18 protein-coding genes are annotated in these 15,802 nt (G+C 60.7%); 3 read left to right on the top strand and 15 right to left on the bottom strand.

Annotated elements, in window-relative coordinates; genetic code table 11:
• The 6 genes from trpB to MUU54_RS13415 all read right to left on the bottom strand — a co-directional run bounded on the left by trpB (nt 1) and on the right by MUU54_RS13415 (nt 5,690).
• On the bottom strand, nt 1-1,221 hold the full coding sequence (trpB, locus tag MUU54_RS13390) for a tryptophan synthase subunit beta (protein ID WP_247244522.1): 1,221 nt from the start codon (nt 1,219-1,221) through the stop codon (nt 1-3).
• A gap of 10 nt (nt 1,222-1,231) precedes the next feature.
• Nucleotides 1,232-1,888, bottom strand: a complete 657-nt coding sequence (locus MUU54_RS13395; protein ID WP_247244523.1) for a phosphoribosylanthranilate isomerase — start codon at nt 1,886-1,888, stop codon at nt 1,232-1,234.
• A 58-nt stretch (nt 1,889-1,946) separates the two neighbouring features.
• Nucleotides 1,947-2,711, bottom strand: a complete 765-nt coding sequence (locus MUU54_RS13400; RefSeq protein ID WP_247244524.1) for a M48 family metallopeptidase — start codon at nt 2,709-2,711, stop codon at nt 1,947-1,949.
• A gap of 86 nt (nt 2,712-2,797) precedes the next feature.
• Nucleotides 2,798-3,220, bottom strand: a complete 423-nt coding sequence (locus MUU54_RS13405) for a DUF2852 domain-containing protein (protein ID WP_247244525.1) — start codon at nt 3,218-3,220, stop codon at nt 2,798-2,800.
• Between the two features lie 137 nt (nt 3,221-3,357).
• The gene (locus MUU54_RS13410) at nt 3,358-4,644 is read right to left on the bottom strand and encodes a polyhydroxyalkanoate depolymerase (protein ID WP_247244526.1); all 1,287 of its coding nucleotides are present in this window, start codon (nt 4,642-4,644) and stop codon (nt 3,358-3,360) included.
• 203 nt (nt 4,645-4,847) lie between these two features.
• Nucleotides 4,848-5,690, bottom strand: a complete 843-nt coding sequence (locus MUU54_RS13415) for a fumarylacetoacetate hydrolase family protein (protein ID WP_247244527.1) — start codon at nt 5,688-5,690, stop codon at nt 4,848-4,850.
• A 141-nt stretch (nt 5,691-5,831) separates the two neighbouring features.
• Here MUU54_RS13415 and MUU54_RS13420 point away from each other — a divergent pair, with 141 nt between their 5' ends.
• Nucleotides 5,832-6,431: a nitroreductase family protein gene (locus MUU54_RS13420; RefSeq protein ID WP_247244528.1), complete on the top strand. Its 600-nt coding sequence runs from the start codon at nt 5,832-5,834 to the stop codon at nt 6,429-6,431.
• Between the two features lie 48 nt (nt 6,432-6,479).
• Here the strand turns inward: MUU54_RS13420 and gyrB are convergent, their stop codons facing one another.
• From gyrB to MUU54_RS13445, 5 genes are all read right to left on the bottom strand, one after another.
• Nucleotides 6,480-8,915: a DNA topoisomerase (ATP-hydrolyzing) subunit B gene (gene gyrB, locus MUU54_RS13425; RefSeq protein WP_247244529.1), complete on the bottom strand. Its 2,436-nt coding sequence runs from the start codon at nt 8,913-8,915 to the stop codon at nt 6,480-6,482.
• Nucleotides 8,916-9,060: 145 nt separating this feature from the next.
• Nucleotides 9,061-9,426: a helix-turn-helix domain-containing protein gene (locus MUU54_RS13430; RefSeq protein WP_247244530.1), complete on the bottom strand. Its 366-nt coding sequence runs from the start codon at nt 9,424-9,426 to the stop codon at nt 9,061-9,063.
• Nucleotides 9,423-9,989 (bottom strand): Smr/MutS family protein, encoded by a 567-nt coding sequence (locus MUU54_RS13435; RefSeq protein WP_247244531.1) that lies wholly within the window; start codon nt 9,987-9,989, stop codon nt 9,423-9,425. Before MUU54_RS13435 ends, MUU54_RS13430 begins: the two co-directional genes overlap by 4 nt.
• Nucleotides 9,986-11,107 carry a murein transglycosylase A gene (gene mltA, locus MUU54_RS13440; RefSeq protein WP_376742092.1) on the bottom strand — a complete coding sequence of 374 codons (1,122 nt, stop codon included), beginning with the start codon at nt 11,105-11,107 and terminating at the stop codon, nt 9,986-9,988. Before mltA ends, MUU54_RS13435 begins: the two co-directional genes overlap by 4 nt.
• Nucleotides 11,104-11,799, bottom strand: coding sequence for a Tim44/TimA family putative adaptor protein (locus MUU54_RS13445; RefSeq protein ID WP_247244532.1), 696 nt, complete (start codon nt 11,797-11,799; stop codon nt 11,104-11,106). Before MUU54_RS13445 ends, mltA begins: the two co-directional genes overlap by 4 nt.
• A gap of 108 nt (nt 11,800-11,907) precedes the next feature.
• Between MUU54_RS13445 and MUU54_RS13450 the strand changes: the two genes are divergently transcribed.
• Together MUU54_RS13450 and secB are read left to right on the top strand one after the other, a co-directional pair.
• Nucleotides 11,908-12,420, top strand: a complete 513-nt coding sequence (locus MUU54_RS13450; protein ID WP_247244533.1) for an FxsA family protein — start codon at nt 11,908-11,910, stop codon at nt 12,418-12,420.
• 85 nt (nt 12,421-12,505) lie between these two features.
• The gene (secB, locus tag MUU54_RS13455) at nt 12,506-12,985 is read left to right on the top strand and encodes a protein-export chaperone SecB (RefSeq protein WP_247244534.1); all 480 of its coding nucleotides are present in this window, start codon (nt 12,506-12,508) and stop codon (nt 12,983-12,985) included.
• 21 nt (nt 12,986-13,006) lie between these two features.
• Here the strand turns inward: secB and dnaQ are convergent, their stop codons facing one another.
• From dnaQ to MUU54_RS13475, 4 genes are read right to left on the bottom strand one after another with little or no spacing between them, the layout of a single operon-like run.
• Entirely contained in the window at nt 13,007-13,735 is a 729-nt protein-coding gene (dnaQ, locus tag MUU54_RS13460) for a DNA polymerase III subunit epsilon (protein ID WP_247244535.1), read from the bottom strand.
• The gene (gene coaE, locus MUU54_RS13465; protein WP_247244536.1) at nt 13,728-14,336 is read right to left on the bottom strand and encodes a dephospho-CoA kinase; all 609 of its coding nucleotides are present in this window, start codon (nt 14,334-14,336) and stop codon (nt 13,728-13,730) included. Before coaE ends, dnaQ begins: the two co-directional genes overlap by 8 nt.
• Entirely contained in the window at nt 14,333-15,190 is an 858-nt protein-coding gene (locus MUU54_RS13470; protein ID WP_247244537.1) for a shikimate dehydrogenase, read from the bottom strand. The genes coaE and MUU54_RS13470 overlap by 4 nt, the downstream gene beginning before the upstream one ends.
• Entirely contained in the window at nt 15,183-15,782 is a 600-nt protein-coding gene (locus MUU54_RS13475; protein WP_247244538.1) for a Maf-like protein, read from the bottom strand. Before MUU54_RS13475 ends, MUU54_RS13470 begins: the two co-directional genes overlap by 8 nt.
• Between the last annotated feature and the right edge of the window lie 20 nt (nt 15,783-15,802).

A 15,802-nucleotide genomic window follows, 5' to 3' on the forward strand; every position in this document is an offset into this window, starting at 1 on the left:
TCAGAGGCCCATCCCGAGAATCTTGCCGACGGTGAAGATATCCTTGTCGCCGCGGCCACAGAGGTTCATCACGATGATCTGGTCCTTGTCCATCTTCGGCGCGCGCTTGATGACTTCGGCGAGCGCGTGGCTCGGCTCGAGCGCCGGGATGATGCCTTCCGTGCGGGTCAGCATCTGGAAGGCGGCGAGCGCCTCGTCATCCATGATCGGCACGTACTCGACGCGGCCGATATCCTTCAGCCATGAATGCTCCGGGCCGATGCCGGGGTAATCGAGGCCGGCGGAGATGGAATGGCCTTCCTTGATCTGACCGTCCCCGTCCTGCAGCAGATAGGTGCGGTTTCCGTGCAGAACGCCAGGCGAACCGGCGGTCAGAGAGGCGCAGTGCTCTTCGCCATCAAGGCCCTTGCCGCCCGCTTCGACGCCGACGATCCGGACCGACTCGTCATCGAGGAAGGGGTGGAAGAGGCCAATCGCGTTGGAGCCACCGCCGACGGCGGCGACCAGCATGTCCGGCAGGCGGCCTTCGGCTGCCATCATCTGCTCGCGCGTTTCTTTGCCGATCACCGACTGGAATTCGCGGACGAGTTCCGGATAGGGATGTGGGCCGGCAGCCGTGCCGATCAGGTAATAGGTGTCGTCGACATTGGTGACCCAGTCACGCAGCGCCTCGTTCATCGCATCCTTCAGTGTGCCGTGGCCGGTCGTTACCGGGCGGACTTCGGCGCCGAGAAGCTTCATGCGGAAGACATTGGGCGCCTGACGCTCGACGTCGGTCGCGCCCATGTAGACGACGCAGGGGAGACCGAAGCGGGCGGCGACGGTGGCCGACGCCACGCCGTGCTGGCCGGCACCGGTCTCAGCGATGATACGGGTCTTGCCCATGCGCTTGGCCAGCAGGATCTGCCCAAGGCAGTTGTTGATCTTATGGGAGCCGGTGTGGTTGAGCTCGTCGCGCTTGAAGTAGATCTTGGCGCCGCCGAGTTCGGCCGTCAGACGCTCGGCGAAGTAGAGCGGGCTGGGGCGGCCGGTGTAATGGGTGTTGAGGTGCTGCAGCTCCGCCTGGAATTCTGGATCCGTCTTCGCCTTTTCCCATTCCGCCTGCAGATCGAGGATCAGCGGCATCAGGGTTTCAGCGACGAACCGGCCACCGAAGATGCCGAAGCGGCCATCCTCATCGGGTCCGGAGCGGAAGGAATTCGGTTTCGGCGTCTGGTTCACTCTTCACTCCTCAGGCGCGGACGGTGCCGGCCTCTGCGATAGCGTCAAAGAAGGCGTCGATCATGTCCGGGTCCTTGACCCCCGGCGCGCTTTCCACTCCCGATGAAACGTCTACACCACGAGCGCGGGTGGAGGCGAGCGCGAGACCGACATTGTCTTTGTTCAGGCCTCCGGAAAGCATGTAGTCAATATCGGCGTCAAGCGCGTCCATGATCTGCCAATCGAAGGAAACCCCGTTGCCGCCGGGCAGTGCCGAGCCGGCCGGCGCCTTTGCGTCGAACAGGAAGCGATCAGCGACACCGATATAGGGATCAACGCGATCGAGATCTGCAGCGTCTCGGATGGAGAAGGCCTTCATGACCGGCAGGCCATAAAGTGCCTTGACCTGGAGGATGCGCGCGGGCGACTCATGGCCGTGCATCTGGATGATATCCGGCTTCAACAGGTGGACGATGTCATCCAGTTCCTCGTCATTCGCGTCGACCGTGACCGCGACGATCTGCAGCTTACCGCGCACCGGATGTGCCAAGTCTGCCGCCACTTCGGGCGGCACATTGCGCGGGCTCTTGGGAAAGAAGATGAAGCCGATATGGGTGGCACCGCGGGCGAGCGCTCGCTCCACTGCTTCCGGGGTCTTCAATCCGCAAATCTTGATGTCCGGTTTCATGCTCCGCGAGTTCGCATGAAATCACGGCAGAGTCGAGACAAAAGCGCCCTTCAGGCGTTCAGTCGAAGTCGACGGCGTGTAATTGCGAGCCGTGGCGTTTCAGCCAGGCCTTTGCCTCATCGGTGCGCGGGCAAAGCCGGCGGCAGAGGGACCAGAATTGGGGGCCATGGTTCATCTGATCGAGATGCGCCACTTCATGGGCGGCGAGGTAATCGATGACAAAGGGTGGCGCCATGACGATGCGCCAGGAAAAGCTGAGGTTACCCTCCCAGGAGCAGGAGCCCCAGCGACTGCGGGTATCCTTCATCGCGATCGACTTCACGGACTTCCTAGCGCCTTGGGCATGAAGCCGAACGGCTGCCTCGAGATCCTTACGGGCCTCCTTCTTCAGAAAGGCGGCAACGCGCCGGCCGGCATGCTCCGGTAAGCCGCTGACGCGCAAGACTGCCCTACCCTCCTTGACCAGCGCTTCGGTAACGCCGCGCAGGCTGCCACTGTGCTCCAACACGTGTGGGACCCCGCGAAACATGATGGAGGATCCAGGGCCGAGAGAAGTTGCCGCCTGCGGAAAGCGGGCAAGTTTCGTCAGCAGCCAGCCCTGGTGCCGCTCGAGAAAATCATCGATCTCCGACTTTCTCAGTCCGAGCGGGACCGTCAGGCTCAGGCCCTTGGCGCCTGGATCGATGCGAAGTGTGATGCGGGTTGAGCGCGGGTGCTCGCGGATCTTCAGCGGCAAGGCCCTATTGCCGACCTCAAGCGTCCGCTTCTGCGGAGCCTGCGGCTTGCGGCGCGAACGAACCGGTTTCTTGAGGAGCGCGAACATCGGATCCTATCTAGCCGATTCGCCAGAAATCAGAGACAGGAAAACCGGCGCCCAGAAGCGCCGGTTGGAATGTTTCACGTGAATCCTCAGAGGTCGACGACGCCGCCTTGACCTGAAGATCCTTTGTTGCGTTCGCGCATAAAGCGGTCGAACTCTTCCTGGTCCTTGGCGCGGCGCAGTTCTCGCACATAACTGTCGAACTCTTCGCGCATTTCTTCAAGCTTGCGGCGCTCTTCCTCTATCCGGTCGAGTTCAGCTTTGCGCCAATCGTCGAAAGCGACGTTGCCGGTGGAAAAATGCGTGCTGTAGCGCGACTTAGCCTTGCGGCAGCCAGCAAATATGCCGTCCGCCTTGCGGTTGGCATCGCGCTTTAAGCCCTGCAGCCTTTCCCCGAAGAGGATATAGGCAAGCATGGCAAGGCCGAGCGGCCAGAAGACCACGAAACCGAGCACCATCAGGGCGATGGTGGCCGGCGTCCAATCCGGACGAATCATTGCAGACTGGTTCATCGGTGACACCCTTCGTTATTCCGGGCAGCCACATGCCAGCCCGTCATGAATCGATTTGGGATGACCAAAGTTTCGGTTCAAGAAGCGCGTCGACGATTTCGGGGAAGCGCCTGAATAGGTTTAGGGAAATCTAATCTTCAGGCGCCCTTGCCGCCTTTGACTACCCGCTTGACCGGCCCACTGCCCTCGCCTGACGAACCGCCATGCTTGGCAGCAAAGGCCAAGATTCGGGGAGCAATCTCCTTGCTGAAACGAGAACCGTTGAAGACGCCGTAATGGCCGACATCCGGCTGCATGTAGTGCATGCGCTTGTCGTCCGGGATGTTGGGCGAGATCGTATGGGCGGCACGGGTCTGGCCGAGGCCGGAGATATCGTCCTTTTCGCCCTCGACGGTGAGAAGCGCGGTCTTGCGGATCTTCTTCGTATCGACGGGGACGCCGCGATGCATCATCTCGCCCTTCGGCAGCGCGTGCTTGATGAAGACGGTGTCCACAGTCTGGAGATAAAATTCCTCCGTCAGATCCATTACCGCAAGGTATTCATCATAGAAGTCGCGGTGGCGCTCAGCCGAGTCGCCGTCATTCTTGACGAGGTGCTCGAAGAACTCCTTGTGCGCCGCGATGTGGCGGTCGAGGTTCATCGACATGAAGCCGGAGAGCTGCAGGAACCCAGGATAGACGGGGCGCATGAAGCCCGGATGCGGCCACGGCACGTTCATGATGACGTTGTCGCGGAACCAATCCAGCGGCTTTTCCTGTGCCAGGTTGTTGACCGCCGTCGGATTTTCGCGCGTGTCGATCGGGCCGCCCATAAGCACCATGGAGGCCGGCGTAAACGGATCTTCTGCCGCTTCCATCAGCCCGACAGCTGCCAGCACCGGTACCGAAGGCTGGCAAACACCGATCACATGGGTGTTCGGCCCGATCTGATGGATCATCTCGATCAGGTAGTCGATATAATCGTCGAGATCGAAGCGGCCCTCGGCCAGGGGCACCATGCGCGCGTCAATCCAATCGGTGATGTAGATGTCTGCATTCGGCAGGAGTGTCTCTACCGTTCCACGCAGCAGCGTGGCATAGTGGCCGGACATCGGCGCGACAAGAAGCAGCTTCTGGTCCGTTGCGCGGCCCGCCGGGAGATGACGGCGGAAGTGGATCAGGTCGCAGAAGGGCTTCGACCAGATGATGTCCTCTGTGACCTTGACTGTCTGGCCATCGACGGAGGTGGTCGAGAGGCCAAAGGCCGGCTTGTCGTAACGGCGGGTCATGCGCTCGAAGAGCTCGAGGCCTGCGGCCATCGCGCGAGCCGCCGCAGTATAGGACCAGGGATTAAGCGGATTGGTGTGGGCGAGCTTCACTGCATCCGCCGCAGCGCGGAAAGGTGCGATTGTGGCGTGGCTCATCTCGTAAAGCTGGTAGATCATCGATGTGCCGCCTTTGGTAAGACCTGAAGCCATTCCGCTCAAAGAAGCGGGACAATCGAGTTCAGGAGCAGAGGGAGAGGCTACCATGTTTGGAATGCGGTGCAACATCAGGCAGGGACCGATACAGAAAACAGAAATGTCAGGCACAGCGCCTGACATCTCAATTGCATGAGACGGATTAAGGTTCCGTCCTCTTCTGCTGGTTAACGATCCGCCACAAAGGTCTGGCGCTGCTCTCCCAGTCCCTCGATGCCAAGTTCGACCACGTCGCCGGCCGTGAGATATTGCGGCGGCTTCATGCCCATGCCGACGCCCGGAGGGGTGCCGGTGGAGATGACGTCACCCGGCTGCAGCGACATGAACTGGCTGAGATAGGAGACGACGAAGGCGACGCCGTAAACCATGGTTTTCGACGAGCCGTCCTGCATGATCTCGCCGTTGACTTTCAGCCACATTCCGAGGTTCTGCGGGTCTGCAACCTCATCCTTGGTGACGAGCCAGGGGCCGATCGGACCGAAGGTGTCGCAGGACTTGCCCTTGGTCCACTGACCGGCCCGTTCCGTCTGGAAGCCGCGCTCGGAGACGTCGTGGGAGACGCAGTAGCCGGCAACATAATCCATTGCCTCGGCTTCCGAGACATATTTGGCCGTCTTACCGATCACCACGCCAAGCTCGACCTCCCAGTCCGTCTTTTCCGAGCCGCGCGGGATGATCACGTTATCGTTGGGTCCGCAAATCGCGGACGTTGCCTTCATGAAGATCACGGGCTCAGGCGGGACGGTCGCGCCGGTTTCGGCAGCGTGGTCGGAGAAGTTGAGGCCGATGCAGATGAACTTGCCCGTACCTGCGACGCAGGCGCCGATACGGTCCACGGAGACTTCAGGCAGGGTCTTCGGGTCAAGTTCCGCGATCTTGGCCAGCCCTTCCGGCGTGATGGCCGCGCCGCCGATGTCTGCGACATGCTGGGAGAGGTCCCTCACCTTTCCGTCCGCATCGAGAATTGCCGGCTTTTCCTGGCCCGGCTGGCCAACACGCATGAGTTTCACGACTATGCCTCCACTTGTCTGACAACCGCCTTATGCCGGATGGGCGGCGCGTTGTCATCCCCTTGAGTGCAGTGGGCATGGCGACGTCTGCCCGTGCACCCTATCTTCCGCTGGACCCTCATTCCGTGGAGCAGGAGCCTGATGACCGACAGCAACAACCGCCATTCCAAGCATCCGATCGACGCCTTCTTTCTCGACAGATGGTCGCCGCGCGCTTTCACCGGCGAAGCGATTGTCAAGGAGACGCTGCTGACCATACTGGACGCCGGGCACTGGGCCCCCTCCTCCGGCAACAATCAACCGTGGCGCTTCATCTATGCCTTGCGCGATACTGAACACTGGCCGGTTCTGCTAGACATCCTGTCTCCGGGAAACCGACGGTGGGCGAGCAACGCCGCGGCATTAATCATCTTCGCTTCGCGGACCTACAGGCTTTCGAAGGACGGAGAGAAAAAGCCGGCCTACACCCACTCCTTCGATACCGGATCTTCCTGGTTTTCCATCGCGGCCCAGGCGATGAAGCTCGGCTACCATGCTCACGGCATGGAGGGGATGGACCGGGAGAAGGCGGTCGAGGTGCTGCGGATTCCGGACGGGTTTAGGGTGGAGGCCGCCTGCGCGATCGGCAAGATGGCTCCGAAAGAGACACTGCCGGACGATTTGCGGGCGCGCGAAATCCAGAGTCAGCGCAAGCCGCTTGCCGAGGTGGCGTTCGAGGGGCGCTTCGCCGGCGAGGAATAACGTTTCACGTGAATCACCGTTAACGGCGATTCACGTGAAAACGGTTGTTCAAATGTCGAGGTTGGCGACGCTCAAGGCGTTGTCCTGAATGAACTCACGGCGGGGTTCCACCTCGTCGCCCATCAGGCGGGAGAAGAGACCGTCGGCATCGGTCGCATCATTGACCTTGACCTGCAGCAGAGAGCGGACGTTCGGATCGAGCGTGGTTTCCCACAACTGCTCGGCGTTCATCTCGCCAAGACCCTTATAGCGCTGCATCGAGATGCCCTTGCGACCGGCGGCGAAGATAGCATCCAGCAGAGCAAGGGGACCGGCGATCTCGTAATCGTCTTCCTTACGGCGGAGGACCGGCGGGGTGCCATAGACTTCATTGAGGCGCACCGTCATCTGGTCGATGTGGCGTGCATCGGCTGACCCGATCAGCGCCACATCGAGAACGGCGACTTCCTTGACGCCGCGCACCATGCGCTCGAAGCGCAGCCCGCCTTCTTCGGTGACGTGGCCGCTCCAACCCCGTTCGGTTTCCTCGGCAATGACGTCAAGACGTCGCGCAACCTCAGAGGCCGTTTGCTGCGCCCGCTCCGGATTGTCGGTCAGGTCCGGGTTGAGCGCGCCGGCGATCGCCGCCTGCTCTACGACCGTGCGATTGTAGCGGGAGTGCAAGCCGTCAAGCAGGTTGCGTACGCGGGTGGCGTCGTGGATCACTTCGCGCAGATCCTGCCCGGTGCGGACTTCGCCGGAGCCGAGCGTGAGGCTCGTTTCCTCAAGGCCGCTGGTGATAAGATATTCCTCAAAGGCCTTCTGGTCCTTCAGGTACTGAACGGACTTGCCGCGCGTAACCTTATAGAGCGGAGGCTGCGCGATATAGATGTGGCCGCGTTCGATCAGTTCCGGCATCTGACGGAAGAAGAACGTCAGCAGCAGTGTGCGGATGTGGGCGCCGTCAACATCGGCGTCCGTCATGATGATGATCTTGTGGTAACGCAGCTTCTCGACGTTGAACTCGTCCTTGCCGATCGAGGTGCCGAGTGCAGTGATGAGCGTGCCGATCTCCTGGCTTGACAGCATCTTGTCGAAGCGGGCGCGTTCGACATTGAGGATCTTGCCGCGCAGCGGCAGGATCGCCTGAGTCTCACGCGAACGACCCTGCTTGGCGGATCCTCCGGCGGAATCGCCCTCGACGAGGAAGAGCTCCGACTTGGTCGGATCGCGCTCCGAGCAATCGGCGAGTTTGCCAGGGAGAGAGGCGATGTCGAGCGCGCCCTTGCGGCGGGTGAGTTCGCGCGCCCGGCGAGCTGCCTCGCGGGCGACAGCCGCTTCGACAACTTTGCCGACGAGGACCTTGGCTTCTGTCGGATGTTCCTCGAACCAGGTGCTGAGCGCTTCGTTGACGAGGCTTTCAACAACAGGGCGGACTTCCGAGGAGACCAGCTTGTCCTTCGTTTGGGACGAGAACTTGGGGTCTGGCACCTTCACCGACAGGACGGCGGTCAAACCTTCACGGCAGTCCTCTCCCGTCAGGGTCACCTTCTCCTTCTTAGTAATGCCGGAGCTGTCGGCATAGGAGGTGACCTGACGCGTCAGCGCGCCGCGGAACCCTGCCATGTGGGTGCCGCCGTCGCGCTGCGGGATGTTGTTGGTAAAGCAGAGGACATTCTCGTGATAGCTGTCGTTCCACCACAGAGCGACTTCGACGGTAATGCCGTCCTTCTCGCCGCGGATCGCCACCGGCTTGTCCACCAGCGGCTTCTTGGAACGGTCGAGGTACCGGACGAAGGCTTCGAGGCCGCCGTCATAGATCATCTCTTCCTCACGTACGTCCGGCTTACGCTTGTCCGTTAGCCGGATTCTGACGCCGGAATTTAGGAAGGCCAGTTCGCGAAGGCGGTGCTCGAGCGTGTTGTAGTCGAACTCCGTCATGGTGAAGGTTTCGGGGCTGGCGAGGAAGGTGACCTCGGTCCCGGAGCGGCCTTCATAATCTCCCACCACCTTAAGCGGCGCATCGGCAACGCCGTGGGTGAAGGAAATCTCGTGGACCTTGCCGTTGCGGCGGATGCGCAGCTTCAGCCAGACAGATAGCGCGTTGACGACGGAGACGCCGACGCCATGCAGGCCGCCGGAGACCTTGTAGGAATTCTGGTCGAACTTACCGCCAGCATGCAGCTGCGTCATGATGACTTCCGCTGCCGAGACACCCTCACCCGTGTGAATATCGGTTGGAATACCGCGACCGTTATCGGTGACTGTGACGGATCCATCCGGATTGAGCGTCACCGTGACGATGTCGGCATGACCGGCGAGCGCTTCGTCGATTGCGTTGTCGACAACCTCATAGACCATGTGATGAAGACCGGAGCCGTCATCGGTGTCTCCGATGTACATGCCCGGCCGCTTGCGCACTGCATCCAGTCCCTTCAGGACCTTGATGGAGTCTGCGCCATATTCTGCACTCGCGCCGTTTTCGCTCACGGGTGTGTCGGTCATCAATGATCTTTCCAGTTGTCCGCCGGCGGGTAAGAGCACGTCATGCGAATCACCCGCGTGTCCGCTTCCAGATATAGGAAATTTGGGGCGGTTTCTAAAGCTCCAGCCTCACCGCGTCGCCTGAAAACCGGGGATTTCCCGCTATTCAGGCCTGATGACGAGCTTTATCGAGCAGTTCATCGATTGCTTGTACCATATCGGGCGACAAAGAGCGAATCTGGCGCGCCATCCGGTTGGCCAGCGCGGTGTAGCCCGCGGGCAAACCCGATGTGTCGAGAACCACGCGTGGATGCGAGGCCTCTGCCGTCATAAAAAGATCGTCCGCCTCGTCCCAGATGATGTTGAAATAGCCGGCAATCCGCTGCAGCAGGTCAAAGCTCGGTCTTCCCCGCTTGCCATGCTCCAGGGCAGACAGATAGGCGGGTGAGACACCGATGGCGTGGGCAAGATCGCGCTGCGTCACGCCCTTCCGGTCGCGCAGCTCGCGAAGCGCCTGGCCGAACGGTGTCATTCTTGCCTCCTCGGCCTACTCAGGCGCACATAAAGCGCACCCTCCCCTCCGTGGTGGCGGGCCGCCCATTCATAGGAAGAGATCAGGAAGCGGAACTCGGGCTTTGAAAACCAGAGCGGCACGGCACGGCGTAGCGCTCCTTCGCTGCCCATCGAACTGCCCTTTCCGGTGATTACCAGAACGTGGCGCAGGCCCCAGTCGTGGGCGCGAAAGAGGAAGTCTAGAAGAAGATCGTGCGCCTCGGCCTGATAGAGCCCGTGGAGATCAAGGCGTGCCTCGATTGCCAGCCGGCCTTTCGCAAGCTTGCGGTGGACGGGCTTCTCCAAAGGCTGGTGGCTGCCCGCCGGACGCCGAGGCTTCGCTGGCGCCGGCACTTCCAAGGCCTCTTGCTTCTCGGACCGTGCCGGCGTCTGCAGTGCGGCATCTTCCGCCGCCATCATCGCGGCGATCTCCTCTTCCAGCTGACGGGCTTCGTCCGCTCGCCCCGGGAGTGCCCGGGTGGACTTGGCAACCTTTCCCCAGAGAATGCGCTCCTCGGAGCTCAGCTTGCGCCCGCCCGTCATCTGCCGAACCTCACAGAAACGGCTTTGGGTATCAGGATAAAGAAATCCGCGTCATGCCGGATGGTACCCGCCTGATCTCCGGCGTGGGCTCCGGAGCCGGTGAAGATGTCGCCCCGCGCGGGACCTACGATGGCACTGCCGGTGTCGAGCGCGAGAAGGGTGCGTGCGAACGGACGCCCGTCGTCCAGATGCGTCAAAGTCGGCGCGTGAACAAAGAAGGGGAAGCCGAAGGTGTGGATCAGCCGGTCCACGGCCAGGGAGCGTCCCGGCAGCAGCGGGACCTTGGCTGCGGCTATTGGGCCGAGCTCCGTGTCCGCCACCTCCGCCTCGCGGAAGAAGATGTAGGACCGGTTGTGCCACAGGACCCCGTCAACCTTAGCCGGATTCTGCGTCAGCCAGGCGCGAATGGATTGCATCGATACGGTCGCAGGATCAATCTCTCGACGATCGATGAGCAGTCTGCCAATGGCGGAAAACGGATGGCCAGCCTTGGCGGCATAGGTGATGCGCTTCAGAGATCCATCCGGATAACGCAGACGCGCGGCACCCTGGACATGGGCGAAGAAGACATCAACTTTCGATCGTGCCCAGGCGATCTCAAGCCCACGCCCTTGAAGATAGCCGCAATCAATGTCTTTTCGATCTGGATAAGGCCCGATCTCATCTTCGCGGAGCCGGCCAAACGCGTAAGACGGCTCCATCGACGAAGGCCTGTTCGCCTCGTCAAGATCGACGAGATCTTTCGGACGGCGATAGAATGGGTAAGGAAACGCCTCTGACTTGCGAGTGTCGACGTCGACCTCTGGCTCATAGAAGCCTGTGACGAAACCCCGACTTCCATCATCCCTGCAGATCTGAAACGGCTGAAAATGTGCCTCGAAGAACTGCCTGGCTTCCTGAGCGTCGGCAAAGTCTCGGCTCTCGACTGATTTGTAAATCGGGAGGATATCGTCTGTGGCTAGGCCCAAGGCTCCAGAACGATAGGGTTTGATAGTGCGGACATGTTGTAGGCAGGTGCGCATACCGGCAACGAGATCGGCCGGATCATCGCTTGTCCAGTGAGGCAGATGCTGAAAATCCGCCCGCTTGAGCGAAAAACCCGGCCGATTCCCAATCATTGCTCAGATTCGGTAGCGATGAGCTTCCAGTTCGGATCTCGTGACCGTGCATCGCGGGCGAAAGTCCAGATGTCGGTGACATCGGCCACATTCTCCTGGTCGCCCTCCACCAAGGTGCCTTCCTTGTCGAAGGTGGCAGAGATCAACTGGCTGACAATCCGCACGGTCACCTGCTCTTCCGTGCCATTGACGTTGGCGTGGGTAATATCCGCCTTGTCGATGCCGACGAAGGTCGACTTCACCACTTCGCCACGTGCTTCACGCTCCGTGATGGCAGCATCGAAGCCCTCATAGACTTCCTTGGAGAGAAGGTTCTTCAGGGTCTTCCGATCGCCATCGGCAAAGGCCATGACGATCATCTCGTAGGCCATCCGCGCGCCGTTGAGGAATTCCTTCGGCTTGAAGGTCGGATCGAGCTTGAGCAACTGCCGCAACGACTCGTTCAGCGACGTGCCGGGCTTTGACATGCCGTCGATCTCGGAAAACTTTTCCTCGTCCGTCATTTCCCGCCGCGGCAGGGTCACCACCTTGCCGTCATCGGCGGCGGGTGCTTTTGCGGCTTCCCTTGCGCTATAGGGATCGAAAGGCTGCTTCTCGTTGCCCGTCCGACGTCCCAGGACACTGCGCAATTGCAGGAAGATCAGGACCGCCGCGACGAGAAAGAACAGAGTAATGAAGTCGTTGGATCCCATCTTTGCCCGCAATGCCGTTTAATTCGTTGCTGTACATTCTCATATAGTCCGCAACGTGACATCATTCAAATAGCGAAGGCGAGAGGCCTTCTGCCACAGGTAACGATTATGCGTGCGCCCTGGATCTTCATTCTCATCTTACTCATGCCGCTGGCAGAGATCGCCGGCTTTGTCCTTGTCGGGAGGGCGCTCGGTGTGTGGAGCACACTCGGCCTCGTCATCCTGACCAGCGTCGTCGGCATCTTCCTTTTGCGGGCGCAGGGCTTCCAGATGCTGCGCCAACTATCCGCCGAGGGGCGAGAAGGCCGCGTTCCCGGAGACACCATTGTTCATGGGGCCATGATCGTGGTCGCGGCATTCCTGCTCCTCGTTCCGGGTTTCATTACCGACATCATCGGTCTCGCCCTCTTCATTCCGGCCGTCCGTCGCCTCATCTGGTCGGCAATCGGCCGCCGTGTTGTGGTACACTCAACAGCCTATAGCCGCAGCTACCGGTACGAAGCGGGCTTTGACCCGCAGGCCGGCAAGGGTGGACCGGTGGTCGATCTCGAGGACGAGGATTTCCAGCGCGAACCAAATCCTTCCTCGCCCTGGAATGACCGGCGCTTGAAGGACGACTAGGCCGACAGTGCCAGCGCCGAGGGTTGTAAGGCCGGGGGTGAAGTGTTAGACGCCCGTCAATCCAACTATTTTTCGAGGACACCGCATGGCCGACGAGAACACACAGGGTGCAACGAGTCCATCGCTCAACATCCTTGCGCAGTACACGAAGGACCTCTCCTTCGAAAACCCAGGTGCACCTCGGTCGCTGCAGGCCCGCGACAAGGCTCCGGCGATCAACATCAATGTCAACGTGAACGCCAATCCACTGTCCGAAACGGATTTCGATGTGGTGCTCTCGCTCAATGTTGAAGCCAAGGACGGCGACAAGGTCGTGTTCGCGGCTGAACTGGTCTATGGCGGCGTCTTCCGCATTACCGGATTCCCGCAGGAGCACATGCTGCCGGTTCTGTTCATCGAATGCCCGCGGCTGCTTTTCCCCTTCGCGCGCCAGATCGTTGCCGACGTTACCCGCAATGGCGGCTTCCCGCCGCTGATGATCGACCCGATCGATTTTGCACAGATGTTCACGCAGCGCATGGCGCAGGAAAAGGCGAAGGCACAGGTTCAGACGCTGAACAGCTAAGCCGCCAACGAAGACCGTCTATCACGAAGCCCGGACCTGAACGTCCGGGCATTTTTCTTGGTAGAGGTTCCACACCGCCTTCTCGCCCAGTCTTGCCACAAGGGTGGCATGGGCCTGCTGCTCCGTCACGCTCAGGCGATTCGGCAGCGGACGGGGACGACGGGACACGCCGACTACATGTTCATCGATCTCGATAATGGTGGTCGAGGTTTCGATGCCGACGAGACCGAGGGCTGCCTGCCGCCCGCCAGTCATCTCAATGTAGACTTCTGCCAGAAGCTCGGAGTCGAGCAACGCACCGTGCTTGGTGCGGTGAGCATTGTCGATGCCGTAGCGACGGCAAAGGGCATCCAGCGAGTTCGGACCCATCGGATGCTTGCGGCGGGCCAAGGCCAGCGTATCGACAACCTGATCCGTCGGCACCGGCGGAAGGCCCAGGCGCTCGAATTCCGCATTGATGAAGCCGATATCGAAATTGGCGTTGTGGGCGATCCATTTTGCGCCCTCGAAGAACTCAACGATCTCTCCGGCGACTTCGGCAAAACCAGGCTTGTCCTTCAGGAAATCATCGCTAATTCCATGAACGGCAAGCGCATCCGGATGGACTTTACGGTCGCCCGGATTGATGTAGAGATGCAGAGCGCGGCCGGTCGGAAAGTTGTTGATCAGCTCGATGCCGCCGATCTCGATGATGCGGTCGAGCTTCGTCTCGAGGCCGGTGGTTTCCGTATCGAAGATGATCTCACGCATCTGACTTCTCGCTTCTCATGCCCGACCGCAGTGCGACGATGATCTGGTGGACGCGCTCCCGCGCCGCCTCAAGCCCCTGCCCCGTGTCTATCAGAAAATCGGCCTTATTGCGTTTTTCCTGATCCGGAATCTGGCGGGATCGAATCAGTTCGAACTTTTCCATGGTCATGCCCGGCCGTGCAAGCACCCTGTCCTGCTGGACCTGTGGATCGCAGGTCACGACAACGATGACGTCGACACGATTTTCCACCCCAACCTCGAACAGCAAGGGGATGTCGAGGAGGACGATGTCATCGCCGGCGGACTGATGTTTCTTCACGAACGCGGTTTCTCGGGCGCGCACCAGTGGGTGGACGATCGCCTCCAGCTCCGGGAAACGGGATGGTTCGGCGGCAAGCTGCCGGGAGAGTTCCTGCCGGTCGACCTGGCCATCGACCACCGTGCCGGGGAAGGCCTTGCCGATCGGCGCCACAGCCTCTGCCCGGTAAAGATCATGAACAACCGCATCGGCATCGTTCACCGGGATACCGGCTTCGGCAAACATGCGGGCGGTCGTCGATTTGCCCATGCCGATGGATCCGGTCAGCCCGACGACGATCATCTGTGAGCGTCCATGTCTTCGATCACCAGTTCCCTCAGGGTATCGTCAACCCTCGGGCGGACTCCGAACCATTTCTCGAAGCCCGGCACCGCCTGGTGCAGGAGCATGCCAAGCCCATCGACCGTCTTCATGCCTTGTGCGTTGGCCTGACGGAGGATCGGCGTTTCAAGAGGGACGTAAACGATATCGGTGACGAGACCTTCCGCCGCCATGGACGAGAAATCAATCTGCGGGACATCGCTGCCATCCATGCCGAGAGACGTCGTGTTGACGAAGAGGCCGGCACCCTGTGTCACTTCCGCGAGGGCTTCCATGGGATGGGCGTGAATCCGGGCGCCGAAACGATCGGCGAGCTCGCGGGCACGGAACACCGTGCGATTGACCACGTGGATCTCGCCGATGCCACGCTCGCGCAGCGCGTAGATGACTGCGCGGCTGGCGCCGCCGGCCCCTAAGACAACTGCCTTATCTACCCGTTGCCATCCCGGATGGCGTTCGTTCAGATTGGCGGCGAAGCCGTATACATCGGTGTTGGTCGCATGGAGCCGGTGCTCCTGGAGCCAAAGCGTGTTGGCTGCACCCAGCTCTTCAGCGATCGGACCTACCTCATCCGCAAGGCGAAAGGCGCTCTCCTTGTGCGGGATGGTGACATTGCCGCCGACATAGGGAGATGAGGCGTCCTTCAGCATCTCAATAAAGGCGGGGAAACCCTCCGCAGTGACGGGCTCGGCACGATACTCGCCTGCGATTCGATGCTGCTTCAGCCAATGGCCGTGGATCAGGGGAGACCGCGAATGCTTGATTGGCCATCCCGTTACGAAAGCCTTAACCATTGTTTCACGTGAATCAGCCATCGATTGCGGCAAGCTCCCTCAATTTAGCGAGCAGGGGCAGCATAGGCAGCCCGAGGATCGTGAAATAATCCCCTTGGATCTCGGAGAAGAGGTGGATGCCCTCCCCTTCCAGCTGATAGGCGCCGACGCTTCCGAGGAGGCTTTCGCCACAGCGCTGGACATAGCGGTCAACGAAGGCTTCAGAAAGGTCTCGGACTGTCAGCTGCGCATGCGAAACATGGTCCCACAGGATCTCCCCGTTCTGAGCGAGCGCAATGGCGCTGTTCAGCCGGTGGGTCTTTCCTGATAAAGACAGGATGTGACGCCGCGCGTCTTCCAGGTCCTTCGGCTTGTGATAAACCCGCTCCCCGAGCGACATCGTCTGGTCTGATCCGAGAACCAGCGCCTCCGTCAGATGGCGGCTGACGTCGAGAGCCTTGGCCTTTGCCAATTCAACAGCCACGTCGTCGGGGTCTGCTTGACCCGCCTCCAGGTCCGCCTCGATTGCGCGTTCATCGATCTCGGCAGCTCTCGCTTCAAACGCGAGGCCAGCATTGGTCATCAGCATGCGCCGGAAGGGGCTGGACGACGCGAGCACGAGCAATGGCTTCAAGGGCTTGTTCTCCTGGGTTT

Origin of the sequence: Pseudorhizobium tarimense (assembly GCF_022968135.1) — a bacterium.
GTDB lineage: Bacteria > Pseudomonadota > Alphaproteobacteria > Rhizobiales > Rhizobiaceae > Neorhizobium > Neorhizobium tarimense.

Bases quoted from the DNA above. Each gene is read 5' to 3' on its own strand.
- MUU54_RS13435 (WP_247244531.1), bottom strand. From the start codon at position 9,989: ATGACGGGCGGGCGCAAGCTGAGCTCCGAGGAGCGCATTCTCTGGGGA.
- MUU54_RS13420 (WP_247244528.1), top strand. From the start codon at position 5,832: ATGACCGACAGCAACAACCGCCATTCCAAGCATCCGATCGACGCCTTC.
- MUU54_RS13430 (WP_247244530.1), bottom strand. From the start codon at position 9,426: ATGACACCGTTCGGCCAGGCGCTTCGCGAGCTGCGCGACCGGAAGGGC.
- dnaQ (WP_247244535.1), bottom strand. From the start codon at position 13,735: ATGCGTGAGATCATCTTCGATACGGAAACCACCGGCCTCGAGACGAAG.
- MUU54_RS13470 (WP_247244537.1), bottom strand. From the start codon at position 15,190: ATGGCTGATTCACGTGAAACAATGGTTAAGGCTTTCGTAACGGGATGG.
- coaE (WP_247244536.1), bottom strand. From the start codon at position 14,336: ATGATCGTCGTCGGGCTGACCGGATCCATCGGCATGGGCAAATCGACG.
- MUU54_RS13445 (WP_247244532.1), bottom strand. From the start codon at position 11,799: ATGGGATCCAACGACTTCATTACTCTGTTCTTTCTCGTCGCGGCGGTC.
- MUU54_RS13450 (WP_247244533.1), top strand. From the start codon at position 11,908: ATGCGTGCGCCCTGGATCTTCATTCTCATCTTACTCATGCCGCTGGCA.
- gyrB (WP_247244529.1), bottom strand. From the start codon at position 8,915: ATGACCGACACACCCGTGAGCGAAAACGGCGCGAGTGCAGAATATGGC.
- MUU54_RS13405 (WP_247244525.1), bottom strand. From the start codon at position 3,220: ATGAACCAGTCTGCAATGATTCGTCCGGATTGGACGCCGGCCACCATC.
- MUU54_RS13410 (WP_247244526.1), bottom strand. From the start codon at position 4,644: ATGATCTACCAGCTTTACGAGATGAGCCACGCCACAATCGCACCTTTC.
- secB (WP_247244534.1), top strand. From the start codon at position 12,506: ATGGCCGACGAGAACACACAGGGTGCAACGAGTCCATCGCTCAACATC.
- mltA (WP_376742092.1), bottom strand. From the start codon at position 11,107: ATGATTGGGAATCGGCCGGGTTTTTCGCTCAAGCGGGCGGATTTTCAG.
- MUU54_RS13395 (WP_247244523.1), bottom strand. From the start codon at position 1,888: ATGAAACCGGACATCAAGATTTGCGGATTGAAGACCCCGGAAGCAGTG.
- MUU54_RS13400 (WP_247244524.1), bottom strand. From the start codon at position 2,711: ATGTTCGCGCTCCTCAAGAAACCGGTTCGTTCGCGCCGCAAGCCGCAG.